Genomic DNA, 22,423 nt, shown 5'->3' with positions numbered 1-22,423 from the left:
GATCCCCGAGCGGAAGGCCCTCATCCGCAACTTCGTGGAGGGTATCGAGGTCAATGGAGACGAGGCCGTACTGACGTACACCGTGCCCATGCCCAGCGACGGCGTGAGGCGAGAAAAGGCGTCGGTTCTTGATTTCGTCCAGTCCAGCCCGCCACACTTAACTACAAACATTAGGTCTACCCACCGCCCTCGGTGGGTTTCTTGGTGGGTAGCGGTGGGTAGACCAACCATCAAATCCGATACCTCGGCGCTCGCGGCGCCGGGATCACCGGAGCTTGCGGAGCTCGAGGAGCCTGCGGAGCACGCCGGACCACACCACGCGGCGTCTGGCCCACTAACGCCACTGGCCCAAGCTCCACGTCGGTCCAACGCAACGCCATGCGGCCCCACAGTGACCTCACCATGAACAAACGGCTCGACCGGCTCCAGTCCGTAGCTCACAACCCGGTGAGAGTGCGCCCCGCGACGCAGGCCATCCGACGGCACCTTCGACGAACTGACCACACGGCGGTCGAGAAGGTCAACGACGTGCTCATAGCCGCGGTGGCAGTAAGCCACAATCCGCGGATAACGGCGCTGGCCGAGAGCAAGCTCCTCAGCATCCGCAGACGGCGCTTCACTCGGCCGCCTTCGATGACGCACCCGCCCACCAGGCGGCCGAGGCGGCGGCGGCCGGCGAACAGGGGGAGGGCAACTCCCATCGGCACGCCTAGGCGAGCCGTCGGGGCATAGGTTCTTCTCCTTCCCCGGCGGCGACGACGGCGGGCAACTCCCAACCGGCACCCTGGACGACCACCACGCCAAACCAGAACGCCACTATCAACCCGGCCGCGACCCATCCGCTCTTCTGAAACCAACTCATTGCCGTCTCTCCTTCCAACGCCAGAAAAACGCCCACAGCCGCACGGCGCAGACTATACCAACCCAAAGGAGCAGCAGGTACATGATGCCAACTATAGCAAGATGCACCGCATCGGGTAGCCTCCCGCCAGAGTAGTTGACACCGGCCACCGCGAACCAGAACGCCGACACCAGGCCCGCCGCAATCAGTCCGCTCTCCCTGAACCAACCCATCGCCACCCTCCTCAGCATCAAGAAGGGGCGGCAGCGCCGAAGCAACCGCCACCCCCTCAACTCACGGCCGAAAAGCGAGGCCGGTCTCCGCCACAGCCGCTTCTCCATGTGCGGCATACTGTTTGCGCGGCAGCTATTCACCACGCGGGACCTTACACCGCTTTTGGGCCTCCCCGTCCTTTGCGGCCACAACGCCGCCGTGAAATTTGTCATGGCACAAGCTGGTTCTCCATGCCGACCGTTTCAGGAAGGGAGGCGAGCCAGGGGCATGCGCCCGCGCGGCGACCCAAACGCAACTGACGCGGGCCCGGGTTGCGGCCCGGCGCCTATGGGGACAAACAGGCCGGCCGCGCTACAGCGCCTGGGCAAGCTGTCCTACCATTGGCTGGACTTTTCCGCGTGCGCGTGGTCAGGCAGCCGGTACGACAACCCGGCGTCGGAGTACGCCGACGCCATGAGCAGCGTTGAAAAATTCTGGGAGGCTTTCTTGCTCAACCGCGCTCTTATTGATTGAATCCGCTGGTCCAACCGGAACCAGAACAGAGGGAAGGGCAACCTGGTCGGCGGAAACTTCAGTTGGTCGGAGAGCTTTTTGCCCACCAGTCCGCGGGCAACAGGATAGATGACGTTGTTTACCAGTTTCTGCCGGCTCTCCCTGTCGTCAATGCCCGCAACCAATGGGGCGGAGTTGACCAGCGCATTGGTCATGATGATCGCTTCAGGAGTAGGAGGGGGCTCGCAGATTGAGCCGATACGAAAAATGTTCCGGGCGTGGTTCTCGTCAGTGAAGAGGATTGTTTCAGGAACGCCCATGAGATAACCGGCGTAGCGCCATTCGTCGTGAAAACCGGCCCGCTCCTCTTCGTTGTAGCGAGCTCCCAATGACTCCGAGTGTATGACGCTGCGGGTAGCAAAACAGGCGACGGCATAGCCCATGTGCGCGGAGCTGAGCGGCACGCCCCAGGCGTCGTGGTCCCATTCTTCAGTCTGCGCCCGCAGCCGCCGGACCTGCGCATGCACCAACCGAATGCGGACCGACAGTTTCCACCCGTCGCCCTGCCTTTCCAGACCGCCGGGCCAGAATATCTCAACCTGATGCCGGTTGTTCTGCCGGAGCCGCCAGACCCCATTGTCAAATATGCGCCCGGTTTGCACGAACGATTTGCTTATCAATGTCGAAAAGCCGTCCAGCAGGGTGCCGGTGACGAAAGCCGAAAGGACCAAGACCGAATTTCTCTGAAAGGCACGGTAGCCCGGGCGGAAGGCATCGTGATCGAGCCAGTCCGGATCAGGCTGTCGAGCGTCCATGAAAAAGTCCCGCAGCAGTTGCGGCGCGTTCCGCAGGCCTTTCCAGTCCTCCTGCATACCGGCGTTAATGAACTGATGGACCTGGGCCTGAGGCAGCGGCGCCAGTTCTTGCACCACCGCGTCCATCACCTCGTCGCCTACTCGGGTGTGCGCGACGTACGTGTCCGCGAGACCCGGGTCCATCTTGCGGGCTTCCTCATACCCTTTGAGGTAGTCGCCAGGGACCGTCATTCCGACCAGCGCTCCCTTCGATTCCCGTCCATATGTCGAAACTCCCCCAGTTCAGGCTTCCTCAGACTCTACCCGCAGATTGGGAAGCCAATGCAGCCAGGGCGGCAGGTACCAGTTCCCTTTGCCCAGCACCTCCATGCTGGCCGGCACCAGTATCGACCGTACCAACGCTGCATCCAGGAACACCGCTATGGCAAGCCCGAACCCGACCTGCTGGTTGACGATGGTCTCCCCCGCCGCGAATGCGCCGAACACTGCGACCATGATGAGCGCAGCGCCGGTGATCATCCCCCCGGTGGACTGCAGCCCATAGGCTACCGCCTTGGTGTTGTCCCCGGTCTCGTCGTAGCGTTCCCGGATTCGGCTGAGGAGGAAAACATGGTAGTCCATGGACAGCCCAAAGAGAATGGAGAACAGGAACAGCGGGATCCACGCGTCGATGACCTCGGCGTGCTGGAACCCCAGCAGGTCCGTGCCCACCCCCTTCTGGAACACCAGCACCAGCAGCCCGTAGGTTGCGCCCACGGACAGCAGGTTCATGATGATGGCCTTGATAGGAATCACGATGGACCGGAAGACGAGCATCAGGATGATGAAGCTGGTGCCGAGCACAAACGCAAAGACGATTGGCGTGTACACGTCAACAATGCCGAAGAAGTCGGTGGCCTCTGCCGTCACGCCCCCCACATAGACCTCCGCGGGCACGCCTTTGAACGCCGCGGCGACGTGCACCTCGCGCAGTGTGGTCAGCGTGTCGGTGGCCGCGCGGCTGTTGGGCTTGCCGGGGAACGGAAGCGTCAGCAGCGTCAGGTCGCCGGCGTCGTTGGCCTCAACCTGGGGCGCGACTGGGAAGGTGGGATCGTCCAGAAGCGACTGCACCAGGCGCGCTATCCCTTCCTGCACCTGCGGGTTGGAGACATCGCCGTCCACGACAATCTCCGCGGGGCTCAGTATCCCGGCGGGACTGACCGCTCCCATGGAGAATTCCTCTTCAAAGACGATGAACGCCGCCTTGGTCTCGGACTTGTCCGGGAAGGTGTTGACGTCGTTGAGGCCGGTCTTGATGCCGAAGTAGAAGAACGACAGCACAACCATGGGAACGGCGATGATGAGGATGCTGATGACGGGGAAACGCGTGACGGTGTGGGTGACGGTCACCCAGAACCCATGCGCCTCAGCCTCTGAAGACCGCAGCGAGTACTTTGAGAGGAAAGGAATCGAGAGGAAGTCCACCCTGCGGCCAAGGAGCGCCAGCAGGGCGGGCAAGAGCGTGAGGGTGGCGGCCAGGGCGGCAAGCACCACCAGGATGGCCCCCAGCCCCAGCGATTGGAAGAACGACACGGGCACGATGAGCATTCCAAGGAGGGCAACCACCACTGTCGAGCCGCTGAACAGCACCGTCCGGCCCGCCGTCGCGCCCGCCTTCACAACCGCCTCGCGCCTGTCCAGACCGCGGCCCATCTCCTCCCGGTAGCGGGACACGATCAAGAGCGAGTAGTCGATGCCCACCGCAAGGCCGATCATGGTGACCATCATCTGCACGAAGAAGAGCAACTCGAAATACTGGCCGATAACGCTCACGGCGGCAAGCGCCAGGACTATGGCGATAATCGCCATGCCCAGCGGCAACAGGGTGGCCGCAACGGCGCCAAAGAGCACGAGCAGAATGATCAGCGCGATGGGGATGCCGAAGCGCTCCCCCTTCTCCAGGTCTTCCGTGCTCAGCTCATTGTTCTCGAACGCTACGCTGGCGTCTCCGCCGATGAGCACTCGGAAATCGTCCGTGCCGTCGAATCCCCGGACGACGTGAATGACCTCCTCAATGTTCTCCGTAGCCTGCTGCGAGTCGCCGGCCAGGGTGTAGTGCATCAGAACAGTCCGCTTGTCGGGCGAAACCAACAGGGAGAACAACTGCTCCCGCTGCTCGGCGGGAATGGCGGCCTGGAGCGGGAGGGCCTGGTAGTAGTGGTATATCGGTTGCCCGCCGATGCCTCCGGCAATCGTTTCCGGCCCAATCTCCACGATAGCCGCGTGGACATCGTCTACCTTGGCGCGGAAGGCGTCGTCGTCCACCGTCAGAGACGGCGACTGAACGATGACCAGTTCGGCCAGCGGCTTGGGCCCTCGCAACCTGTCTTCGAGCAAGGTGGCCGCGCGTTCGGACTCGTATCTGCCGGCCAGCCGGAAGTCGGTGGTGGTCGCGCTTCCCAGGAGAGCCCCGGTGAGCCCAATCGCGAGCGCTACCAGCACACCCCACACCCCGACCGTTACCCACGGCCGGCGTGAACTGATGCGGGCGAGGAATTCGGTCAAGGAAGAACCTCCCGGACATGGATGAATTTGCGCGCAACCAGTTTGCTGCAATACTGGGACTTTACAAGCGTGGGAAGGATTACGCTAGGGTTGTCTTGGAAGACGGCCCCAGATGACGCCTTCATACCAACCTCCTTCCACGCGGGGCGCTCCAGGCAATGCACAGCCACGACAATAGTAGGGAAACATATACTTGTACATATAAATATATAATTCTCAATAGTACACAGCTACAGTCGCCCTTTGTCAAATGCAACCTTGGCTGAGGCAGCGCCAAACGCCTTCCGCCGTTCAAGGTTGGGGAGATGCACCTGTACGTACCGGCGCGGTCTTCCGGCAGACAGGGGCTTTGGGGCCAGTCATTGACTCCGGGCGCTGCCTCGCTCAACCTTTACCCTGTCTTTGAAAAGGAGGCCGCCATGCTTGCAGACCTGATTGCCGTCACAACGTCTGACGGCATTACGCTGACCGGCGCATACTTCGCGCCCGCCGACACGGGCCGGCCGCTTCCGGTGGATTCAGCGCTTCCGGTGGATGCGGTGCTGTTCTTTCACGGCGATACCGGCCACTTCTACGGTAGCTTGTACCTCGATCTGGGGCAGCGGATGGCGGAGCAGGGCATTGCCTTTCTCCCAGCCAACCGCCGCGGCCACGACCACGTCGCCAACGGCGTCCGGGGCGGCCCCCTCGCCGGCTACGCCTTCGAGTCCGTCGACGACTCGCGCGCCGATTTCGCGGCGTGGCTGGGGTTGCTGCGCGAGCGTGGACACCGCCGCATCGCCATCGGCGGGCACAGCGGCGGGGCCGTCCGCGCCGCCTACGCGCAGGCAGCCGAGCGGTTCGAGGGCGTCGTGGCGGTCATACCGGTGTCGCCCGGCGAGTACAACCATGAGGGCGTCATCGCGCTGCACGGCGAGGATTTCGCAGGGCCGTTCCGGGAGTCGGAGCGCAACGTCGCCGAGGGCCGTCCCGACGTGTTGGTCCGTCCGGGGGTGCCGTGGGGGTCTACGTGGAGCGCACGAGCCTTCGTCGACTGCTTCAATCAGGACAACCGCTACAGCGTGACCAGGCACGCGGCGAACACGGACTGCCCAACACTCTTCATATTCGGCTCGGAGGAGTGCGCCGTCGGCGGGCCGCAGGAGCTCCCGGTGTGCGGCGCAGCCCGGCGCGGCCTGGAGGCGGCCGCCTACCCGCACGTTGAAGTCCGCGTGATTGACGGGGCCGCCCACGGCTACATGGGCCGCGAGGCGGATCTGTTCCGGACGATGCTTGGCTGGCTGAGCGCGCTGTAGAGATGCAAGCATCGGCGCTCGCGTGGTGGAAGCGGCTCGTCGGCCTGCGGAGTCACGGCAATGCAAAGGCGCCCACATGCCGTATCCGGCACGAAGTCGCCCTCGCACCTGTTATGCTATGGTGCAGCTAGATTGTGCGAGGCGCTCCGCACAGGGGCGGGCATCGAAGGCGGCAACGGCCGGTGAAGGCAGGAGACGCCTGTAGCCAAAGCCTAATTGACCACGGCAGGGAGGCGGCCATTTGAAGCTGGGCAACCCAATCCGCATCGCCGATGGCGTGTTTCAGCTCCGGGCCATAGGCGCCAGGGTCACGGTGCTCACCGCCGGCGGTGGGGCGATACTCGTGGACGCCGGCATGAGGGGCAGCTCCCCGCTGATTCTGGGCGGCCTGCAAGCAATGGACCTGACCATTGACGACGTCAAGACCATCGTCATCACCCACCGCCACCCCGACCACGCCGCCGGGGCAGCCGAGCTCATCGCCGGGCGGGAGATCGCCGTGATGGCCCATCCCCTGGAGGCCGGCGTCCTCTCCGGCTGGGAGGACCACCCCAGCCCGTTCCAGAACAAGCTGATGGCGCGGGTCGCCCGCCCGGTCATCGACAAACTGAACGCCAGCCCCACCCAGGTCGACGTTGCGCTGGAGGATGGCGACGTCATTCCGTTCGCCTTTCCCGTGCGAGTGGTGCACCTTCCGGGGCACACCAGGGGCAGCATCGCGCTCCACCTGCCGGAGCAGAGGGTTGTCATCATAGGCGACGCGCTCCAGTACAAGCTCGCCTGGAAGCTCAGCCCTCCCGCAGTCGATGTCACGGAAGACCCCAAGCAGGCGATGGAGTCGTTGCAAGGACTCCTGCGCCTGGACTTCGACGCCATCTGCTTCAGCCACTTCCCCCCAATGCGCAGCGGGGGCCACGCAGCCCTCACCGCCATGCTGCGCCAACGCGCGGCCTGACGGTTTGCGCAAGCGCCATTACTGACAGGAGATGCACATGCAGCGGGCAGACCACGCCAGGGCCTCGGTTGGCGGCACTATTGTCGAGTTTCTCAGGCGTTGCGTAGACGCCCACGGCAACCGTGACGCGCTGCTCTTCAAGCCGGGCTTCCGGTACCAGCGCTGGTCCTACGCCCGGCTCTGGAAGGAGTCGGGGCAGGTGGCCTCGCTGCTCCAAAGCCGGGGCCTGGGCAAGGGCGATCAGGCAATCCTGTGGGGCCCGAACTCGCCGCATTGGGTGCTCATCTTCTTCGGGTGCCTGCGGGCAGGCGTCGTGGTGGTCCCGTTGGACCTTCGCAGCGCGCCGGACTACGTCGAGCGTGTGATCTCCAGGGTGTCGCCAAAGCTTGCCTTCACGTCACGCTACACTCCCAGGGGCGACGCAGAGCTCGGCGCTCCCGAAATCACGTTCGAGGAGCTGGAGGACGCCATCGAGGGGCTCCCGGACCCCGACCCGGTGGAGGTAGGGCCCGACGACCTCGTGGAGATCATGTTCACCTCCGGCACCACCGGCGACCCGAAGGGCGTCATGCTGACGCACCGGAACCTCGCCGCCAACATCGAGGGCATCTCGCAGTACATAACCTGCGCACCGACCAGCAAGCTCCTCTCCATCCTGCCGTTGAGCCATATGTACGAGCAGATGGGCGGCCTGCTTACGGCACTGCATTTCGGGGCCAGCGTCACCTATCCCACCAGCAGGCAGCCGACGGTGCTCGCCCGCACGATGCGCGAGCGCCGGGTGACGACCATGCTCCTTGTCCCGCAGGCGCTGGAGCTCCTGATGAACGGCATCGAGCGGGAGGTCAGACGCCAAGGCAAGGAAGCCCTCTGGTCAAAGCTGCTGAAGGTGGCGGAGAAGACGCCCTTCCCGCTGAGGCGGCGCCTCTTTGGGCGCGTGCACAGGCAGTTCGGCGGAAAGCTCGACTTCATCGTGTCCGGCGGAGCGGCCCTGGACCCGGAGCTGGGCAGGAAGTGGGAGCTGCTCGGCGTCAAGATCGTGCAGGGCTACGGCGCGACGGAGGCCTCGCCCGTCATCAGCAACCACACCCTTCGCGAGCGCAGGCCGGACTCGGTGGGGCGTCCACTACCGAACGTCGAGGTGCGCATCAGCGACGACGGCGAGATCCTTGCTCGCGGCGACAACATTTCACCCGGCTACTGGAACGCGCCGGAGCAGACGGCCTCGGCATTCAAGAACGGCTGGTACTGCACCGGCGACGTGGGGGACTTCGACAACGAGGGCTACCTGCACATCCGGGGCCGCGTCAAGGACATGATCGTCCTGTCCAGCGGGCAGAACGTCTACCCCGACGACATTCAGGCGGTGCTCAACCGGCATCCCAATGTGACGGATTCGGCGGTGGTGGGCTTGCCGCGGGGAAGCTCGGTGGAAGTCCATGCCGCCCTGATTCTCAATGACAACGCCGACCCGGAGACCATCGTCTCCTGGGCCAACGAACAGCTCGGAGAGCACCAGCGCGTCAGGGGCGTCACGGTCTGGCCGGACGAGGACTTTCCGCGCACCCACACGCTGAAGGTGCGAAAGCCGCTGCTGATCGACAGGCTCCAGGGCAACGCCGCTCCGCCGCAGGCGGCAACGGCGCCCACGGCGGCATCCGGGGGCAGAGAGGGAGGGCGGAGTCTCGTCGACATCATCGCCGAGGTTGCAAGGATCGATGCCTCGGCCGTCGGGCCGAACATGACGTTGGGCGACGACCTCAACCTCGATTCCCTCGGCAGGGTCGAGCTGCTCTCGGCAATCGAGGCGGACCTCGGCGCGTACCTTGATGAGAACCAGGTAGGCCCCAGGACCACCGTCCGGCAGTTGGAGAATGTGCTGGAGGAGGGCGCGAACAACCCGCCCCTCACCCGGTTCCCGGGCTGGGGCATGCACTGGTGGTGCCGCATGGCCAGGGGCGCGCTCCAGCGATTGCTTGTGTTTCCGTTGCTCAAGCTCCCCTATGGCCTGAAAGTCACGGGACGGGAGCACTTGCAGGGCATCGACGGCCCCGTACTCTTCGCGTCCAACCACCATCTGGGCCTGGACAACCCGCTCATCATCAAGGCAGTCCCACACGCATGGCGCCGGCGGTTGGCGATTGCCGGCGCGGCCTCCCTCTGGAAGAACCCAGTGTTCTGGGTCATAAATCCGCTCCTGGGCAACGGGTTTCCCATCGCGCAGGAAGGGCCGGTCCGGCCAAGCCTTGAGAACATGGGGAAGATCCTGGACAACGGGTGGTCGGTGCTCATCTACCCTGAAGGCAAGCTCACCGTCGGCGGCCCCATCAAGCCCTTCATGAACGGCACCGGCATGGTCGCCGTGGAAGGCAGGCTGCCCGTCGTGCCGCTCAAGCTTCACATCCACCGGCTGGGCGCGCCGGTCCGGTTCCCGGCCCTCAAGCGCGGTTCCGTGGAGGTCCGCTTCGGCGAGCCGTTGACGTTCTCCCCCGTCACGCCGTACCAGGAGGCCACAAACGCCATAGAGCAAGCCGTCCGCGATCTGTAGGACGCGGTGGCGCGCCGTCGTTGACACGCCAACAGCGCGGTGTCCATACTGGAAATGTTCCAATTCGGCTTTGCGCCGTCGTGGAACGCCCGTCCCGCTCGGAGAGGTGCTGGAGTGGACGAACAGGCGCGCCTGGAAAGCGCGTAGGGCTCACAAGGTCCTCGCGGGTTCGAATCCCGCCCTCTCCGCCACAAGTAAATCGCCCTCTTGACAAAGTATTCCGAACATGGCATAGTTATCGGTAGAGTTGCAATACGTGGAGTCATCCCTGAGGAGCTTTGTCGATGATCAGGGCAACGTCGTCAGGCTTACTGACGAACGGCTGCGGCACATCCTCGAAAGACACCCTGAAGTGGCCTACTGCCTGGGGCGGTTCGAGGAAACCCTTGCCCAACCAGCGGCCAAAAGACCCTCTAGATCTGACCCCACCGTTGTGCTCTACTACCGTCTCGTATCTGATAGGTGGGGAAGGATGCTCTACCTCTGTCTAGTGGTAAAACATGAGCCGGAGTCGGGATTCATAGTAACGGGCTATTTGATCAGCCGTGTCCCGGGAGGATAGAGATGCAGAGCCAAACGGTCTCGGTGTGGTTTGACCGCGATGGGGACATGCTTGAGGTCCTTTGGGGCTTCCGCGAGGGGATCTTCGTGCCAACGGAGGACGACCGCATTCTCAAGCGCCTGGATGACAATGGCGATGTGGTCGGCTTTCTGGTCCACGAGTTCAGCACAATGGCCCAGAGCGACCCCTTTGAGTTCAGGCTGGAAGGGGAACCGGAGGCCGCTGTTCCGTCCGCAGTCACGGTGAAATGGGCCGCAGCGGAGCTTGGTGTCTCAGACCGCCGGATACGAGAGCTCGCCAAGCAAGGCCGGGTGCTGGGGGCCTCCAAAGCGGGGCATGAGTGGCTCATCCCGACGCCAATTCAGGTCCTCCAGGGATTAAGGGGGCCGACGGGCGCCGCTCAGCGTGTGGCTGAGTCGTCGCCGACTTATCGCCCCACGCGGGCCTCTGCTGCTCCATCAGAGCAACCGCCTCCGAGAAGGGGGCAGAGGCGCACCAGGACGACCACCCGGGATAAGTAGACGCCGGCCCTATACACCGGGGCTCAAGTTGCTGCCCGTATTTCACAGCTTTGAGATCAAATCGCGTCTGCACCAATCCTTCTCTCCGTTGTATAGTGGACTTCATGGATGACATCAAATACTGGGTGGCCTTCTCCCGCATCCCCTCAATCGGCACCGTGCGGATGCGGTTGCTGGAGGCCGCTTTCCCGACCATGCGAGAGGCATGGGAGGCGCCGGCCTCGACGCTCAAGGCCGCCGGGCTCACCGCAAGCGTGCTGCAGCAAGTGACTTCGCGACGCTCCGCCATCGACCCGGACCGCGGGATGGAGCAGCTCAATCAGGCGGGCGTCCGTGCCGTCAACTGGCATGATGCCGATTACCCCGCCGCGCTCAAGGAGATCTACGATCCGCCCCCCGTGCTCTACTTCAAGGGCGGCTTCACTCCCGAGGACACGTGCGGCGTCTCCGTGGTGGGCACGCGCCGGGCGTCGGCCTACGGCCGCGAGGCTTGCGCGTCCCTGGTGAGGGACCTCGCGGCAGCTGGCGTCACGATCATCAGCGGCCTCGCGCGGGGCATCGACGCCATCGCGCACACGACGGCGCTCGATTCCGGCGGCCGCACCATTGCCGTCATGGGAACGGGCGTAGATGTCATCTACCCCGCCGACCACAAGCAGCTGGCGCTGCGCGTCGCCGAAAACGGCGCGCTGGTGTCCGAGTACCCGCTTGGCGTCCGACCCGACTCGCGCAACTTCCCCCGCCGGAACCGGCTGCTGAGCGGGCTGTCGCTGGGGGTGCTTGTCGTCGAGGCGCCGATGGACAGCGGCGTCATGCACACGGTGCGGTTCGCGCTCGACCAGGGCCGCGACGTCTTCGCCGTGCCCGGCAGCATCTTCTCGCCCACCAGCCTCGGCGCGAACCGGCTGGTTCAGGACGGCGCCAAGCTGGTGACCGACGCCGCCGACGTTTTGGAGGAGCTGAACGTGATGCGGCTGGATCAGCAGCCGGCGTTGCCCGGCTTCATGCCCATGCCCGTGCCCGAGGGCATCGAGGCGGAGGTGCTGCAGCACATCGGCGCGGAGCCCATCCACATCGACGAGGTGCGGCGGCAGTCGGCGCTGCCTGTCGCCAATGTCAGCAGCACGCTTTCCCTACTGGAAATCAAGGGACTGGTCAAGCAGGTGGGCGCAATGCGTTATATTAGAGTGATGGAAACGGCCGCCCGGTACGGAGCGGCCCGCTAGAGGGTGTATGGCAAAGGACCTGGTAATCGTAGAGTCGCCGACAAAGGCGCGGACCATAGAGCGCATCCTGGGGAACAAGCACACGGTGATGGCGTCCCTGGGCCATGTGCGCGACCTGCCCCTCCGAGGCCTTGGCGTCGACGTTGAGCGCAACTTTGAGCCCAGCTACGTAGTCGAACCTGACGGGGGTTCGAGGCGCGGGGAACGCGGCGGTCGCGCCCGGCAGAGCAAGACCGAACTGGTCGAGGAGATCGCCGCCGCCGCCGCCAAGGCCCCAACGGTGTTCCTCGCGACAGACCCCGACCGCGAAGGCGAGGCCATCTCCTGGCACCTGCTGGAAGCCCTCCGGGAGCGCAAGGTGGTGCCGAAGAAGACCCAGCGCGTCGTCTTCCACGAGATCACCGAGTCCGCGGTGAACGAGGCCTTCAGCCACCCGCGCGACATCGACATGGACCTCGTCGACGCGCAGCAGGCCCGCCGGGTGCTCGACCGGCTTGTCGGCTACAAGCTCAGCCCCCTTGTCGGCAAGCACCTGATGTACCGGGGGCTGACGGCCGGGCGCGTGCAGTCCGCCGCGCTCCGCATCGTCGTCGACCGCGAGCTGGAGATTGAGGCCTTCGTCCCCGTTGAGAGCTGGTCCATTGAGGCCGCGCTCCGCAAGTCCGACGTGAAGGACGCCGTCGAGTTCGCCGCACGGCTGCACTCCCGGCAGGGTGACCGCAAGGCGCTCACCATCCCCGACGAGGCGGCCGCCACCTCCGTCCTGGCCGACTTGAAGGGCGCGACGTTCAAGGTGGCCGACGTTCGGAAACGGCCGGTAAAGCAGCGGCCCTCCGCCCCGTTCATCACCAGCACGATGCAGCAGGAGGCGTGGCGCAAGCTGCGCTTCTCCGCGCGCAAGGCCATGTCTGTGGCGCAGTCGCTCTATGAGGGCGTCAACCTCGGCAGCGAGGGCGCCGTCGGCCTCATCACCTACATGCGCACGGACTCCACGAACCTCGCGGCCTCGGCCCTCGCCGAGACGCGCGACTACATCAAGCGGGAGTACGGCGAGCGCTACGTGCCCTCGAAGCCGCGCGCGTTCGCGAGCAAGGTGAAGGGCGCGCAGGAGGCCCACGAGGCCATCCGCCCGACGTCCTCAATGCGCACTCCGGAATCGCTCAAGCGCCACCTCTCCGCCGACCAGTTCCGGATGTACGACCTCATCTGGAAGCGCACCGTCGCCTGCCAGATGGCGGACGCCGAGGTGGAGCGCACCACCGCCGACATCGACGCCGCGGCGGAGTCCAGGCCCGCCTACCTCTTCCGCGCGACGGGATCAGTGCTTACCTTCCCCGGCTTCCGCGCGCTGTACCTGGAGGGCCGCGACGAGGCGTCGGAGGACGATGACTCGAAGATGCTGCCTCCCCTCGCGGCCGGCGATGCGCTCAGTTGCAAGTCGCTGATGCCGGCCCAGCACTTCACGGAGCCGCCGCCCCGCTTCTCGGAGGCAACGCTGGTGCGCGCGCTCGAGGAGCGCGGCATCGGGCGGCCCAGCACCTACGCCGCCATCGTCTCGACCATCCAGGAGCGCGACTACGTGAAGCGCGACCAGGGGCGCCTTGTCCCGACGCCCATCGGCCGCCGGGTCAACGACTTCCTGAACGAGCACTTCAACCAGGTAGTCAACCTCGACTTCACCGCCAAGCTGGAGGAGGAACTCGACGAGGTCGCGCAGGGATCCCGCGACTGGCGGGCGCTGCTCGGCGATTTCTACGGGCCCTTCTCCTCCAGCCTCGAGGCCACGGCGGGCGCCGCGCCGCGCTCGGGCATCGCCGCGGGCGAGGACTGCGACCTGTGCGGCAAACCCATGATCCTGAAGAAGAACCGCTGGGGCCGCACCTTCATGTCCTGCAGCGGCTTCCCGGAGTGCCGCAACGCCAAGCCCGTCCCAACTGAGGGCGCGGCCCCCGAACCCGCCGAGCCGGAAATCACCGACGAGCTCTGCGAGAAGTGCGGCAGACCAATGGCCCTCAAGAAGAACCGGTGGGGGTCCAGCTTCCTTTCCTGCACCGGCTTCCCGCGGTGCAAGAACGCCAAGCCCATCCTGGTCAAAACGGGCGTCGCATGCCCCAAGTGCGGCGGCGACCTGATTGAGCGCCAGGCCAGGCGGGGCTCGCGCCGCTCCACATTCTACGGCTGCGCCAACTACCCCTCGTGCAACTTCACCGTCAACCAGCAGCCCCTGACCGAGCCGTGCCCGGAGTGCGAGAGTCTCATGGTGCGGCGCGGCAAGCAGGGAACGAAGTGCACAAACTGCGCCTACCAGGGCAAGTTCGAGCAGGAGCCGGAGGCCGCGACCGCGGAGGCCTAGCATGCAGCAAGGGCACACCCGACAACACCCCGCCCGTTCAGCGCACGCTGGTGCGACGGTCGTGGAGCGCGAGCGGCCCGAGTTCCCCGGCGACCCGGGCAGCGGCCACTGGGCGCGGCCCATCGCCGAGCGACTGCGCATCCACCTGCAGGCGCAGCGCGGGCTGACGCCATACACCGTTCGCAACTACCTGACGGACCTGCTCCCTTTCTGGCAATTCCTCGACGACCGCGGCATCACGGACCTCTCGACGCTCGACCGGCCGATGCTGCGAACCTACCTGCACTGGCTGCTGACTGACGCCCGCCCCATGAACGGCGGCCGCCACGAGCCCCCTGCCACCCGACGCGGCGCCCTCGGCTACGTGCCCAAGAGCGTGACCCGCAAGCTGAGCGCCCTGCGCACGCTATTTGCATGGCTGAAGCGGCAGGGCGACGTCCCCAACGACCCGACGGCCCTCCTCTCCACCGCCCGCACGCAGCGCCGCCTGCCGACGTTCCTCGACGTCGAGGAGGCCACCACGCTCGTCGAGGAGCCGGAACCCGACACGCCCGCCGGCCTGCGCGACCGCGCGGTGCTCGAGGTCCTCTACGGCGCCGGCCTCCGCGTCAGCGAGCTCACCGGCCTCGATGTCTCCGACGTTTACCTCGATCAGCGTCAGGCCAAGGTGCTGGGCAAGGGATCAAAGGAGCGGATGGTGCTGCTTGGCGGCAAAGCGGCCAACGCTGTCGACTCGTACCTGCGTCATGGACGCCCCGAACTCCGGGCGGCGCGGGACGGCGGCGCGCTCTTCCTCAACAAGAGCGGCGGCCGGCTGACCTCACGCAGCGTGCAGAAGCTCGTGCGCAACTACGCCGTCCGCTCCGGCCTCGATACCCGCGTGCACCCGCACACGCTGCGCCACTCGTTTGCGACGCACCTCCTCGACGGCGGCGCGGACCTCCGCGTGGTGCAGGAGTTCCTCGGCCATTCGAGTCCCACGACCACCGAGATCTATACCCACGTCACACAGGCGGCCGCGCGCCGCACCTACGTGTCGGCGCACCCGAGGGCGCGCCGCGGCGGGTAGGCGAGCGGCCCACATCGCGGGGCGTTGCTCCTCCCAAAGGACGCGCGGCGCGGCGCAATAGTTGACGGCCTGCGCTTGCGCTGCCGTAGAATGTCCGCAGAGTGACAAGTCGAGAAGACGCCGGGGCCTACACCCCGTCGTTCACCACCTCCAGAACTGGAGCATGATACGTCCGTGACACTTCTCTCCACCGACGAGCTTTCGCTGCATGATGTCTTTGTCTGCCTTGACCTGGAAACGACCGGCCTCGACCCCGAGCTTGAGACCATCATCGAGGTCGGCGCGGTCAAGTTCTGCCGCGGCGAGACGGTTGAGACCCTCTCCGAGTTGGCAAACCCCAAGCGGAAGCTCTCCCCGTTCATTCAGCGCCTGACCGGCATCAAGCAGGCTGAGGTGGACGCCGCGCAGCCCTTCTCCGCCATCGCCGGCCGCGTCCGCGACTTTGTGGGCGACGCGCCGATAATCGGACATAATGTTTCATTCGACATCGGTTTCCTCGCGAAGGCCGGTGTGCGCTTCCCCGGCCCCGTGTGGGACACCCGCGACATCGCGTCCATGCTGCTGCCGAGCGGCAATTACGCCCTCAACATGCTCGCGCGCTCGCTGGGCATAAGGTCGTGGAACGCGCACCGCGCCCTGGACGACGCCGTCGCGACGCAGCAGGTGTTCGAGCGGCTCGTCGACATTGCGCTGGAGTCGGACCCCGGCGTCGTGGTCGAGCTTGCACGCCTCGCCCGCGCGGCCAGCTGGCCCCTGGCGCCGCTCCTCAATGCCGTATCGTCGGAGCAGGCAGCGCGCGGCAACGCCCGCACGTCGGTCCTCGGCGGCGTGGACACCGTCGCACTGGAGCGGCGCATCCGCCCGGCCCGGCGCACTGCGGCAGCGGAGCCGCTCACGAACGACTCGCTTCCCGACGACGCGGCGGACATGGCGGCGGCCCTCGTCGGGCCGGGCGGCGCGCTCGCGTCCGTCGCCCGCAGGTTCGAGCACCGCGTCGAGCAGGAGCAGATGCTGCGGGCGGTGTCGCAGGCTTTCGAGGAGGGCCATCACCTCATCGTGGAGGCGGGCACGGGTGTCGGCAAGAGCATGGCCTACCTCCTTCCGGCGGCGGCCTTCGCCCTGCGCAACAACACGCGCGTCGTCGTCTCCACCAACACCATCAGCCTGCAGGAGCAGCTAGCGGGCAAGGACGTCGAGACCGCCGCGAAGACCCTGGAGGCCGCGGGCCTCACGGGCGCGGCCGGCCTGCGCTTCACCACGCTCAAGGGCCGCGCCAACTACCTCTGCCTGCGGCGATGGTCGCACATGCGGGCGTCGCAGACGCTGACGGTGGACGAGGCCCGCTTCCTCGGCAAGCTGACGACGTGGCTGCAGGATACCGCGACGGGCGACCGCGCCGACCTGCGCATGGCCCGCCCCGACAACAATGTCTGGGACCGGCTGAACGCCCAGGGGAGCTGGCTGTGCCCCGCGGGCGAGGGCGCCTGCTTCCTCCGCGCCGCCCGCGACCGCGCAGAGGCCGCGTCCATTCTCATCGTGAACCACTCGCTGCTGCTGGCGGACATCGCGAGGGGCGGTGGCCTTATCCCCGACTACGACTACCTCATCGTCGACGAGGCGCAGCACCTGGAGGCGGAGGCCACCAGCCAGCTCAGCATCCGCGTCGCCCACGCGCAGGCGGCCGAGCTGCTTGACGAGCTCGCGAACCCGCGCGGGCTGGTAATGGAGACGGTGAATGCCTTCCGCATGTCGCCCGCCGCACAGTCCCGGCGGCAGGCCACCGCCGACGCCGCCGAGCAGGTCGTGCAGGCGGCGGGCCGTGCGCGCGATCGTCTCGACGAGTTCTTCCCGCGTCTCATCCGATACGTGCAGGCCCGCAACGAGGGTGTCCAGGGCCAGCAGAACCCGCTCCGCGTCACCTCTGCCGTCCGCGCGCAGCCGGACTGGGCCGCGCTGGAGGTGGCGTGGGAGAACCCGAGCAGCGCCCTCAGCGACCTGCTGCGGACGCTCAACTCCTTCTACGCCTCCCTCGACGGGCTGGATGAGAACGACGTCACGGACTACGACACCATCCGCTCGGAGCTGGCGACGCGGGAGGGTTCGCTCATCGAGCTCCGCGTCAACGCCGACCGGTTCATGTACCAGCAGGACGCCGAAAGCATCTTCTGGGTCGAGGGCACGCAGCTCAGCAACGTCGCCCTCTGCATCGCGCCGCTCCACGTCGGCGAAACCCTCTGGGAGCAGCTTTTCGAGCGCCGCGAGAGCGTCATCCTGACGAGCGCCACGTTGACGGTGGCGGAGAGCTTCGAGCCGCTGCGGGAGCGGCTGGGCCTGCGCGAAGCCCAGGAGCTGCTGCTGGGATCGCCCTTCAACTACCCGCAGTCCGCGCTGGTGTGCATCCCCAGGGACATGCCGGAGCCGAACAGCCCCGGCTACGCCGCCACCATCGCGCGAACGGTCTCGGAGCTGGCGAGGGCCGCAGGCGGGCACACAATGGCGCTGTTCACGTCGCACGCGGCGCTGCGGACGGCGGCAGAGATGGCACGGACCGCGCTGGAAGGCGAGGACATCCGCGTCCTGGCTCAGGGCGTCGACGGCGCGCCCGCCACGCTCCTCGAGGAGTTCCTCGGCAACCCCAAGGCGCTGCTGCTCGGCACCGCCAGCTTCTGGGAGGGCGTAGACCTCGCCGGCGACGCGCTCACCGTGCTCGCCCTCACCCGCCTGCCGTTCGACGTCCCGACGGAGCCCGTCTTCGCCGCCCGCTCGGAGGAGTACGAGGACGCATTCAAGGAGTACGCCGTCCCGCAGGCGGTCCTGCGCTTCCGGCAGGGCTTCGGGCGCCTCATCCGCACGGCCAGCGACCGCGGCGTCGTCGCCGTCCTCGACAGGCGGCTCACCGCGCGCTCCTACGGCAGCCTCTTCATGCGCTCGCTCCCGGAGTGCACGGTGGAGCAACCCCAGCTTCGAGACATGCCGGACATCGTGCGGCGGTGGCTCTCGGCGGGCAAGAGCTAGCCCGCCGCCGTATACTGTTGCCGATGACCACCGCACTCGCCGCCGCACACGTCGCCGTCGACCAGCCGCTTGACCTGCCGCTGACGCTGGAGAGCGGCCAGGCCTTTCGCTGGCACAACGACGGCGGCGTCTGGAGCGGTTTCATCGAGGGCCGGCTGCTGACGCTGGAGCGTGACGCCGACGGCCTCCGCGTCACCTTCGACCCCGACGCGCACCCCGACGCCGTCCGCGCCGTCCGCGACTACTTCCGCCTCGACGACGACCTCCCCGCCATCTACGCGCATCTCTGCGAGGACGAGCGGCTGTCGGCGGCCGTGCACCAGCACTGGGGGCTGCGCATCCTGCGGCAGGACCCGTGGGAGTGCCTCATCGCCTTCATCTGCTCGCAGAACTCCAACATCCCGCGCATCGCGAAAATGCAGGAGACGCTGGCGGACACGCTGGGGGAGTCCGTGACGCTCGGCGCCCTGACCCGCCGCGCGTTCCCGACGCCGTCCGCGCTGGCCTCGGCGGGCGAGACGCGCCTGCGCGAGCTTGGCCTCGGCTACCGGGCGAAGTACGTCGCGCCCACGGCGGAGGCCGTCGCCGCGGGCGGCGTGGACCTCCACGCGCTCCGCGCCGTGCCGTACGAGGACGCGAAGGCCGCGCTGGTGGCGTTGCGCGGCGTCGGCGAGAAGGTCGCCGACTGCGTCCTCCTCTTCGCGCTGGACCAACTGGACGCGGCGCCCATCGACCGCTGGGTGCGGCGCGCATTGGAAGACTGGTATCTCGACGGCCGGCGCCTCAGCTACCGCGATCTTTGGGCATGGACGCGCGAGGCATTCGGGCCGTACGCGGGCTACGCGCAGCAATACCTCTTCTTCCGCCGCCGTGAGACAGCGCGTACGAAGGGGGAGGCTGAGTCGTAGGGGCGATTCGAGAGTTAGCCGCCCAGCACCCCCGCCAGCGACTTCACCGTCGCGCCGGGGTACGTGACGCCGTCGATGACGACGATGGGCCGGCGGATGAGGCGCGGCTCGCCCGACATGAGCTGCACCTTCTCGTCGTCGCTCAGCGCCGCGGGGTCGAGCCCCAGCTTCTTCACCGTGGGGCTTTTCGCCGAGAACATAGCCGTCGCCGAGGACGCCGACGCCAGCGCGCGAATCTCGTCCTCGGACAGCCGATCCTCAAAGAAGTCACGCTCTGTGACCTCCACGCCTGCCTGTGAGAGAACCTCTCTCACCTTGCGGCAGGTGGTTCAGCGCTTCCAGGTGTAGACATACGCTTCCTTTGGCATTGCGCATTCCTTTCAGGATGGAGTGATAGCCTTCATTCTACCCGCGATGACAAGCGCCGCAGCACCAGCGCCTCCTCGTCCTCGCGCGTGGCGGCGAGCCCGTCGAGGCGCGCGTTCAGCAGCTCCCGCAGCAGCTCGCCGACCAGCGGCCCCTGCGGTACGCCGAGCGACAGCAGGTCGTCTCCGCCCAGGAACGGTTGAACGTGCCGGAGGTTGTCGTAGTAGTCGCGCAGGCGGGCTGCGACGGCGCCCTTTGAGAGCGCGGCCCACGCGAGCACGGCCTCCGGCGACGCCCCCTCCAGCATGTCGTAGACGACGGAGGGCGCAACGCCCGCCGGCGCGATATACGGAAGCTGCTCCCATACCAGGGCAGTGTCCTCGATGACCTTTGCCCACGGCCTCGGCGCGTTCAGCCGCTCGATGAGCTGCTCGGCGTCATCGTGCGAGAGCGGCGACGCCAGCAGCGCGAGGCACCCCGTCGGACCCGCTGTCCGAAGGGACGGCTCTGCCTCCCGCACTGCCGGGGCCGCATCGCTCAGGGCCGCGCTCCACGAGAGCCCCGGCATCGCCGCCTCCAGCAGGCCGAGCTCGTCCGCGCGGGCGAGGGCCGTCTCCGGCTCACGCTCCGCGAATACGCGCTCCATCTCGTGGCGGACCCGGTCGCCGCTGAGGGCGTCAACGTGGCCTATGTCCCGCCGCAGCGCCGCCTCGGTCGCGGGCGTCATGCGCAGGCCGAGGCGGGCCTCGTAGCGGGCGGCGCGAAAAGCCCGCGTGGGGTCGTCGGCGAAGCTCCCGTCGTGCAGCACGGCGAGCGCGCCGCGGCGCAGGTCGCCGAAGCCGCCGTGCGGGTCCAGCGTCCGGCCGAACCGCGCAGGGGCGAGGTCTACCGCGATGGCGTTCACCGTGAAGTCCCGCCGCGCAAGGTCAGCCTCAACCGGCGCTGGGCTGACGGTCGGCAGCGCCCCCGGGTGCGCGTAGGTCTCCGTGCGGGCCGTCGCGACGTCAACGGCCAGATCGTCCACCTCAAGCTTGATGGTGCCGAACAGCGACGGCCTTCCGATGCTGCCGTCCAGCGCGCTCGCAAGCACGACGGCGAATGCCGCCGCCGCGTTCATGGAGAGCGTCGGCCCCTGCACCATCAGGTCCGGGTCGCCGGGGGGGCGCTCCGCGAGCAGGTCGCGCACCATGCCGCCGACGAGGAAGACGCGGAAGCCGTGCGGCTCGCCGACCTCGCCGGCGGCGCGCAGCGCGGCAAGCAGCGGCGGCGGCAGCCGCTCCTGCATGAGCGTGGCGATGTTGGTCTCAAGCGGCACGGCGTCAGTCTCCTCGCGTCCCGTTGCCGACGGTGGGCGCACGTATCCAGCATAGCACGGAAGGGTGCGCGGGCCGCGTCGCCCGCTGGTATGCGCCGCTACTGCGCGCGGCGGAGCGCGGGCTGGAAGATCGCGACAGCCAGAATCAGCAGGAGCCCGGTCGACGCCGTCATGCCCAGGGCCATCGGCGCGCCATAGGCCTCGGCGAGCGACCCCAGCAGCGCCATGCCAATGGGCATCCCGCCGATGCCGAGCGCGACCGCCCCCATCGCGCGGCCGCGCATCTCGGGGCTCGCGTGCAGCACGGATATCGTCGTTTGCATCGTCACGAAGCCCGACACGCCAAAGCCCACGACAATCATCACCGGTATAGCAAGCTCGACCGCCGGAACTTGGCTGAACACGGCGACAGAGAATCCGAGCAGCAGGCACCCGCCAATGAAGAGGCGCCCCAACCGCTTCAACCCCACCATGCTCGCCACGACCATCGTGCCGATCAGCGCGCCCAAGCCATCCATGCCGCTCACGATGCCGAGCAGCGCCGGTCCCACGCCGAAGACGTCGCGTGCGAAGACCGGTGTGATCTGCAGGTATGGCGCGATGAAGAGGTTGATGGCCACGGTGACCAGGAAGACGTTGCGCAACACGGGGTTGCGCAGCACGTACACAAGCCCGGACGCCAAGTCCTTGGCCACGGCGACGAGAGGGTTGCCGGCGGGCGGCGCGGGCACTCGGCCATGTGCGCTTTCCGGTACGCGGAGCAGCGCGGCAAACCCCACCCGGTAGCCCAGGGACAGGAAGCCGTAGGCGGCCGTCGGGTCCGCGATGGCGAGAATGCCCCCGCCGATCCATCGCCCGACCATCTGCATGCCCGTCAGCGACGCAGCGTCGATGGCCATCGCGTTCACCACGAACCTGCCGGGAAGCAGGTCGCGAATGAATGCCCGGCGCACCGGGAAGTCGATCGCCCATGCCGTACCGGTCAGCATGGCTGCCGTGTACACCAGCCATACCTGCTCCCGGCCCGCCAGCAGCACGAGGGTGAAGCCCACCGTGGCCGTAATGTTGATGGACTGAGCGAAGAGCAGCATCCGCCTCTTGGAGAGCCGGTCGCCTACGGATCCAGCGATGGGGCCGAGAACGCCCAGCGGGATGAGCCGAAAGGTGCCCACCAGCGCCACCAGCAGCGGCGAGTCGGTCAGCTCCAGCACCAGCCAACCCAGGACGATGAGGTCCATCCAGAACGCCAGGTGCCAGAGGTGGCCCGCCATCCACAGCGTACGCCAGTCGCGGTTCACGACCGAACGGAACGTCGGGACGCGGGCTAAAGGCCGCAGCATGATATACGGCGCGAGCGTTGGGCC

The 22,423-nt window shown here is 66.9% G+C and carries 18 protein-coding genes and 1 tRNA gene; 12 read left to right on the top strand and 7 right to left on the bottom strand.

Features of this window, described 5'->3' with window-relative positions:
• Positions 1-402: 402 nt before the first annotated feature.
• The gene (locus OXC99_06510) at positions 403-732 is read left to right on the top strand and encodes a hypothetical protein (GenBank protein ID MCY4624631.1); all 330 of its coding nucleotides are present in this window, start codon (positions 403-405) and stop codon (positions 730-732) included.
• On the opposite strand, the gene OXC99_06505 is transcribed toward OXC99_06510, so the two are convergent.
• The 4 genes from OXC99_06505 to OXC99_06490 form a co-directional block, all read right to left on the bottom strand.
• Positions 710-862 (bottom strand): hypothetical protein, encoded by a 153-nt coding sequence (locus OXC99_06505; protein ID MCY4624630.1) that lies wholly within the window; start codon positions 860-862, stop codon positions 710-712. The genes OXC99_06510 and OXC99_06505 overlap by 23 nt on opposite strands.
• Entirely contained in the window at positions 859-1,074 is a 216-nt protein-coding gene (locus tag OXC99_06500) for a hypothetical protein (protein ID MCY4624629.1), read from the bottom strand. Before OXC99_06500 ends, OXC99_06505 begins: the two co-directional genes overlap by 4 nt.
• A 375-nt stretch (positions 1,075-1,449) precedes the next feature.
• Positions 1,450-2,613, bottom strand: coding sequence for an oxygenase MpaB family protein (locus OXC99_06495; GenBank protein ID MCY4624628.1), 1,164 nt, complete (start codon positions 2,611-2,613; stop codon positions 1,450-1,452).
• Between the two features lie 51 nt (positions 2,614-2,664).
• Positions 2,665-4,926: an MMPL family transporter gene (locus OXC99_06490; GenBank protein MCY4624627.1), complete on the bottom strand. Its 2,262-nt coding sequence runs from the start codon at positions 4,924-4,926 to the stop codon at positions 2,665-2,667.
• Positions 4,927-5,345: 419 nt separating this feature from the next.
• On the opposite strand from OXC99_06490, the gene OXC99_06485 reads away from it, so the two are divergent.
• The 11 genes from OXC99_06485 to OXC99_06435 all read left to right on the top strand — a co-directional run bounded on the left by OXC99_06485 (position 5,346) and on the right by OXC99_06435 (position 19,378).
• On the top strand, positions 5,346-6,221 hold the full coding sequence (locus tag OXC99_06485; protein ID MCY4624626.1) for an alpha/beta fold hydrolase: 876 nt from the start codon (positions 5,346-5,348) through the stop codon (positions 6,219-6,221).
• Between the two features lie 241 nt (positions 6,222-6,462).
• On the top strand, positions 6,463-7,176 hold the full coding sequence (locus OXC99_06480; GenBank protein MCY4624625.1) for an MBL fold metallo-hydrolase: 714 nt from the start codon (positions 6,463-6,465) through the stop codon (positions 7,174-7,176).
• Between the two features lie 37 nt (positions 7,177-7,213).
• On the top strand, positions 7,214-9,724 hold the full coding sequence (locus OXC99_06475; GenBank protein ID MCY4624624.1) for an AMP-binding protein: 2,511 nt from the start codon (positions 7,214-7,216) through the stop codon (positions 9,722-9,724).
• 100 nt (positions 9,725-9,824) lie between these two features.
• Positions 9,825-9,915 (top strand) — tRNA-Ser (locus OXC99_06470).
• 65 nt (positions 9,916-9,980) lie between these two features.
• The gene (locus tag OXC99_06465) at positions 9,981-10,286 is read left to right on the top strand and encodes a hypothetical protein (protein ID MCY4624623.1); all 306 of its coding nucleotides are present in this window, start codon (positions 9,981-9,983) and stop codon (positions 10,284-10,286) included.
• 2 nt (positions 10,287-10,288) lie between these two features.
• Positions 10,289-10,807, top strand: a complete 519-nt coding sequence (locus OXC99_06460; protein ID MCY4624622.1) for a helix-turn-helix domain-containing protein — start codon at positions 10,289-10,291, stop codon at positions 10,805-10,807.
• Positions 10,808-10,911: 104 nt separating this feature from the next.
• Complete coding sequence (dprA, locus tag OXC99_06455) at positions 10,912-12,033, top strand: DNA-processing protein DprA (GenBank protein ID MCY4624621.1); 1,122 nt, start codon at positions 10,912-10,914, stop codon at positions 12,031-12,033.
• A gap of 7 nt (positions 12,034-12,040) precedes the next feature.
• Positions 12,041-14,386 carry a type I DNA topoisomerase gene (gene topA / locus OXC99_06450; protein ID MCY4624620.1) on the top strand — a complete coding sequence of 782 codons (2,346 nt, stop codon included), beginning with the start codon at positions 12,041-12,043 and terminating at the stop codon, positions 14,384-14,386.
• A gap of 1 nt (position 14,387) precedes the next feature.
• Positions 14,388-15,455, top strand: coding sequence for a tyrosine recombinase XerC (locus OXC99_06445; GenBank protein ID MCY4624619.1), 1,068 nt, complete (start codon positions 14,388-14,390; stop codon positions 15,453-15,455).
• 174 nt (positions 15,456-15,629) lie between these two features.
• Positions 15,630-18,470 (top strand): exonuclease domain-containing protein, encoded by a 2,841-nt coding sequence (locus tag OXC99_06440; GenBank protein MCY4624618.1) that lies wholly within the window; start codon positions 15,630-15,632, stop codon positions 18,468-18,470.
• A 23-nt stretch (positions 18,471-18,493) separates the two neighbouring features.
• Complete coding sequence (locus OXC99_06435; GenBank protein ID MCY4624617.1) at positions 18,494-19,378, top strand: DNA glycosylase; 885 nt, start codon at positions 18,494-18,496, stop codon at positions 19,376-19,378.
• A gap of 14 nt (positions 19,379-19,392) precedes the next feature.
• Here OXC99_06435 and OXC99_06430 read toward each other — a convergent pair whose 3' ends face one another.
• The 3 genes from OXC99_06430 to OXC99_06420 form a co-directional block, all read right to left on the bottom strand.
• A complete protein-coding gene (locus OXC99_06430) occupies positions 19,393-19,692 on the bottom strand; it encodes a hypothetical protein (protein MCY4624616.1) in 300 nt (99 codons plus the stop codon).
• An 86-nt stretch (positions 19,693-19,778) separates the two neighbouring features.
• Positions 19,779-21,059, bottom strand: coding sequence for a hypothetical protein (locus OXC99_06425; GenBank protein ID MCY4624615.1), 1,281 nt, complete (start codon positions 21,057-21,059; stop codon positions 19,779-19,781).
• Positions 21,060-21,157: 98 nt separating this feature from the next.
• Positions 21,158-22,399, bottom strand: a complete 1,242-nt coding sequence (locus tag OXC99_06420; GenBank protein ID MCY4624614.1) for an MFS transporter — start codon at positions 22,397-22,399, stop codon at positions 21,158-21,160.
• Positions 22,400-22,423 lie beyond the last annotated feature (24 nt).

This window comes from Chloroflexota bacterium (genome assembly GCA_026713825.1).
Classification (GTDB): domain Bacteria; phylum Chloroflexota; class Dehalococcoidia; order Lucifugimonadales; family UBA1127; genus UBA1127.
The sequence above is the reverse complement of the archived record's forward strand: the minus strand, read 5'-3'. Positions and strand labels throughout refer to the sequence as shown.

Excerpts from the sequence above, each read along its gene's own strand:
- OXC99_06495 (MCY4624628.1), bottom strand. The coding sequence starts at position 2,613 with ATGACGGTCCCTGGCGACTACCTCAAAGGGTATGAGGAAGCCCGCAAG.
- topA (MCY4624620.1), top strand. The coding sequence starts at position 12,041 with ATGGCAAAGGACCTGGTAATCGTAGAGTCGCCGACAAAGGCGCGGACC.
- OXC99_06435 (MCY4624617.1), top strand. The coding sequence starts at position 18,494 with ATGACCACCGCACTCGCCGCCGCACACGTCGCCGTCGACCAGCCGCTT.
- OXC99_06485 (MCY4624626.1), top strand. The coding sequence starts at position 5,346 with ATGCTTGCAGACCTGATTGCCGTCACAACGTCTGACGGCATTACGCTG.
- OXC99_06475 (MCY4624624.1), top strand. The coding sequence starts at position 7,214 with ATGCAGCGGGCAGACCACGCCAGGGCCTCGGTTGGCGGCACTATTGTC.
- OXC99_06500 (MCY4624629.1), bottom strand. The coding sequence starts at position 1,074 with ATGGGTTGGTTCAGGGAGAGCGGACTGATTGCGGCGGGCCTGGTGTCG.
- OXC99_06420 (MCY4624614.1), bottom strand. The coding sequence starts at position 22,399 with ATGCTGCGGCCTTTAGCCCGCGTCCCGACGTTCCGTTCGGTCGTGAAC.
- dprA (MCY4624621.1), top strand. The coding sequence starts at position 10,912 with ATGGATGACATCAAATACTGGGTGGCCTTCTCCCGCATCCCCTCAATC.
- OXC99_06510 (MCY4624631.1), top strand. The coding sequence starts at position 403 with ATGAACAAACGGCTCGACCGGCTCCAGTCCGTAGCTCACAACCCGGTG.
- OXC99_06445 (MCY4624619.1), top strand. The coding sequence starts at position 14,388 with ATGCAGCAAGGGCACACCCGACAACACCCCGCCCGTTCAGCGCACGCT.
- OXC99_06505 (MCY4624630.1), bottom strand. The coding sequence starts at position 862 with ATGAGTTGGTTTCAGAAGAGCGGATGGGTCGCGGCCGGGTTGATAGTG.
- OXC99_06460 (MCY4624622.1), top strand. The coding sequence starts at position 10,289 with ATGCAGAGCCAAACGGTCTCGGTGTGGTTTGACCGCGATGGGGACATG.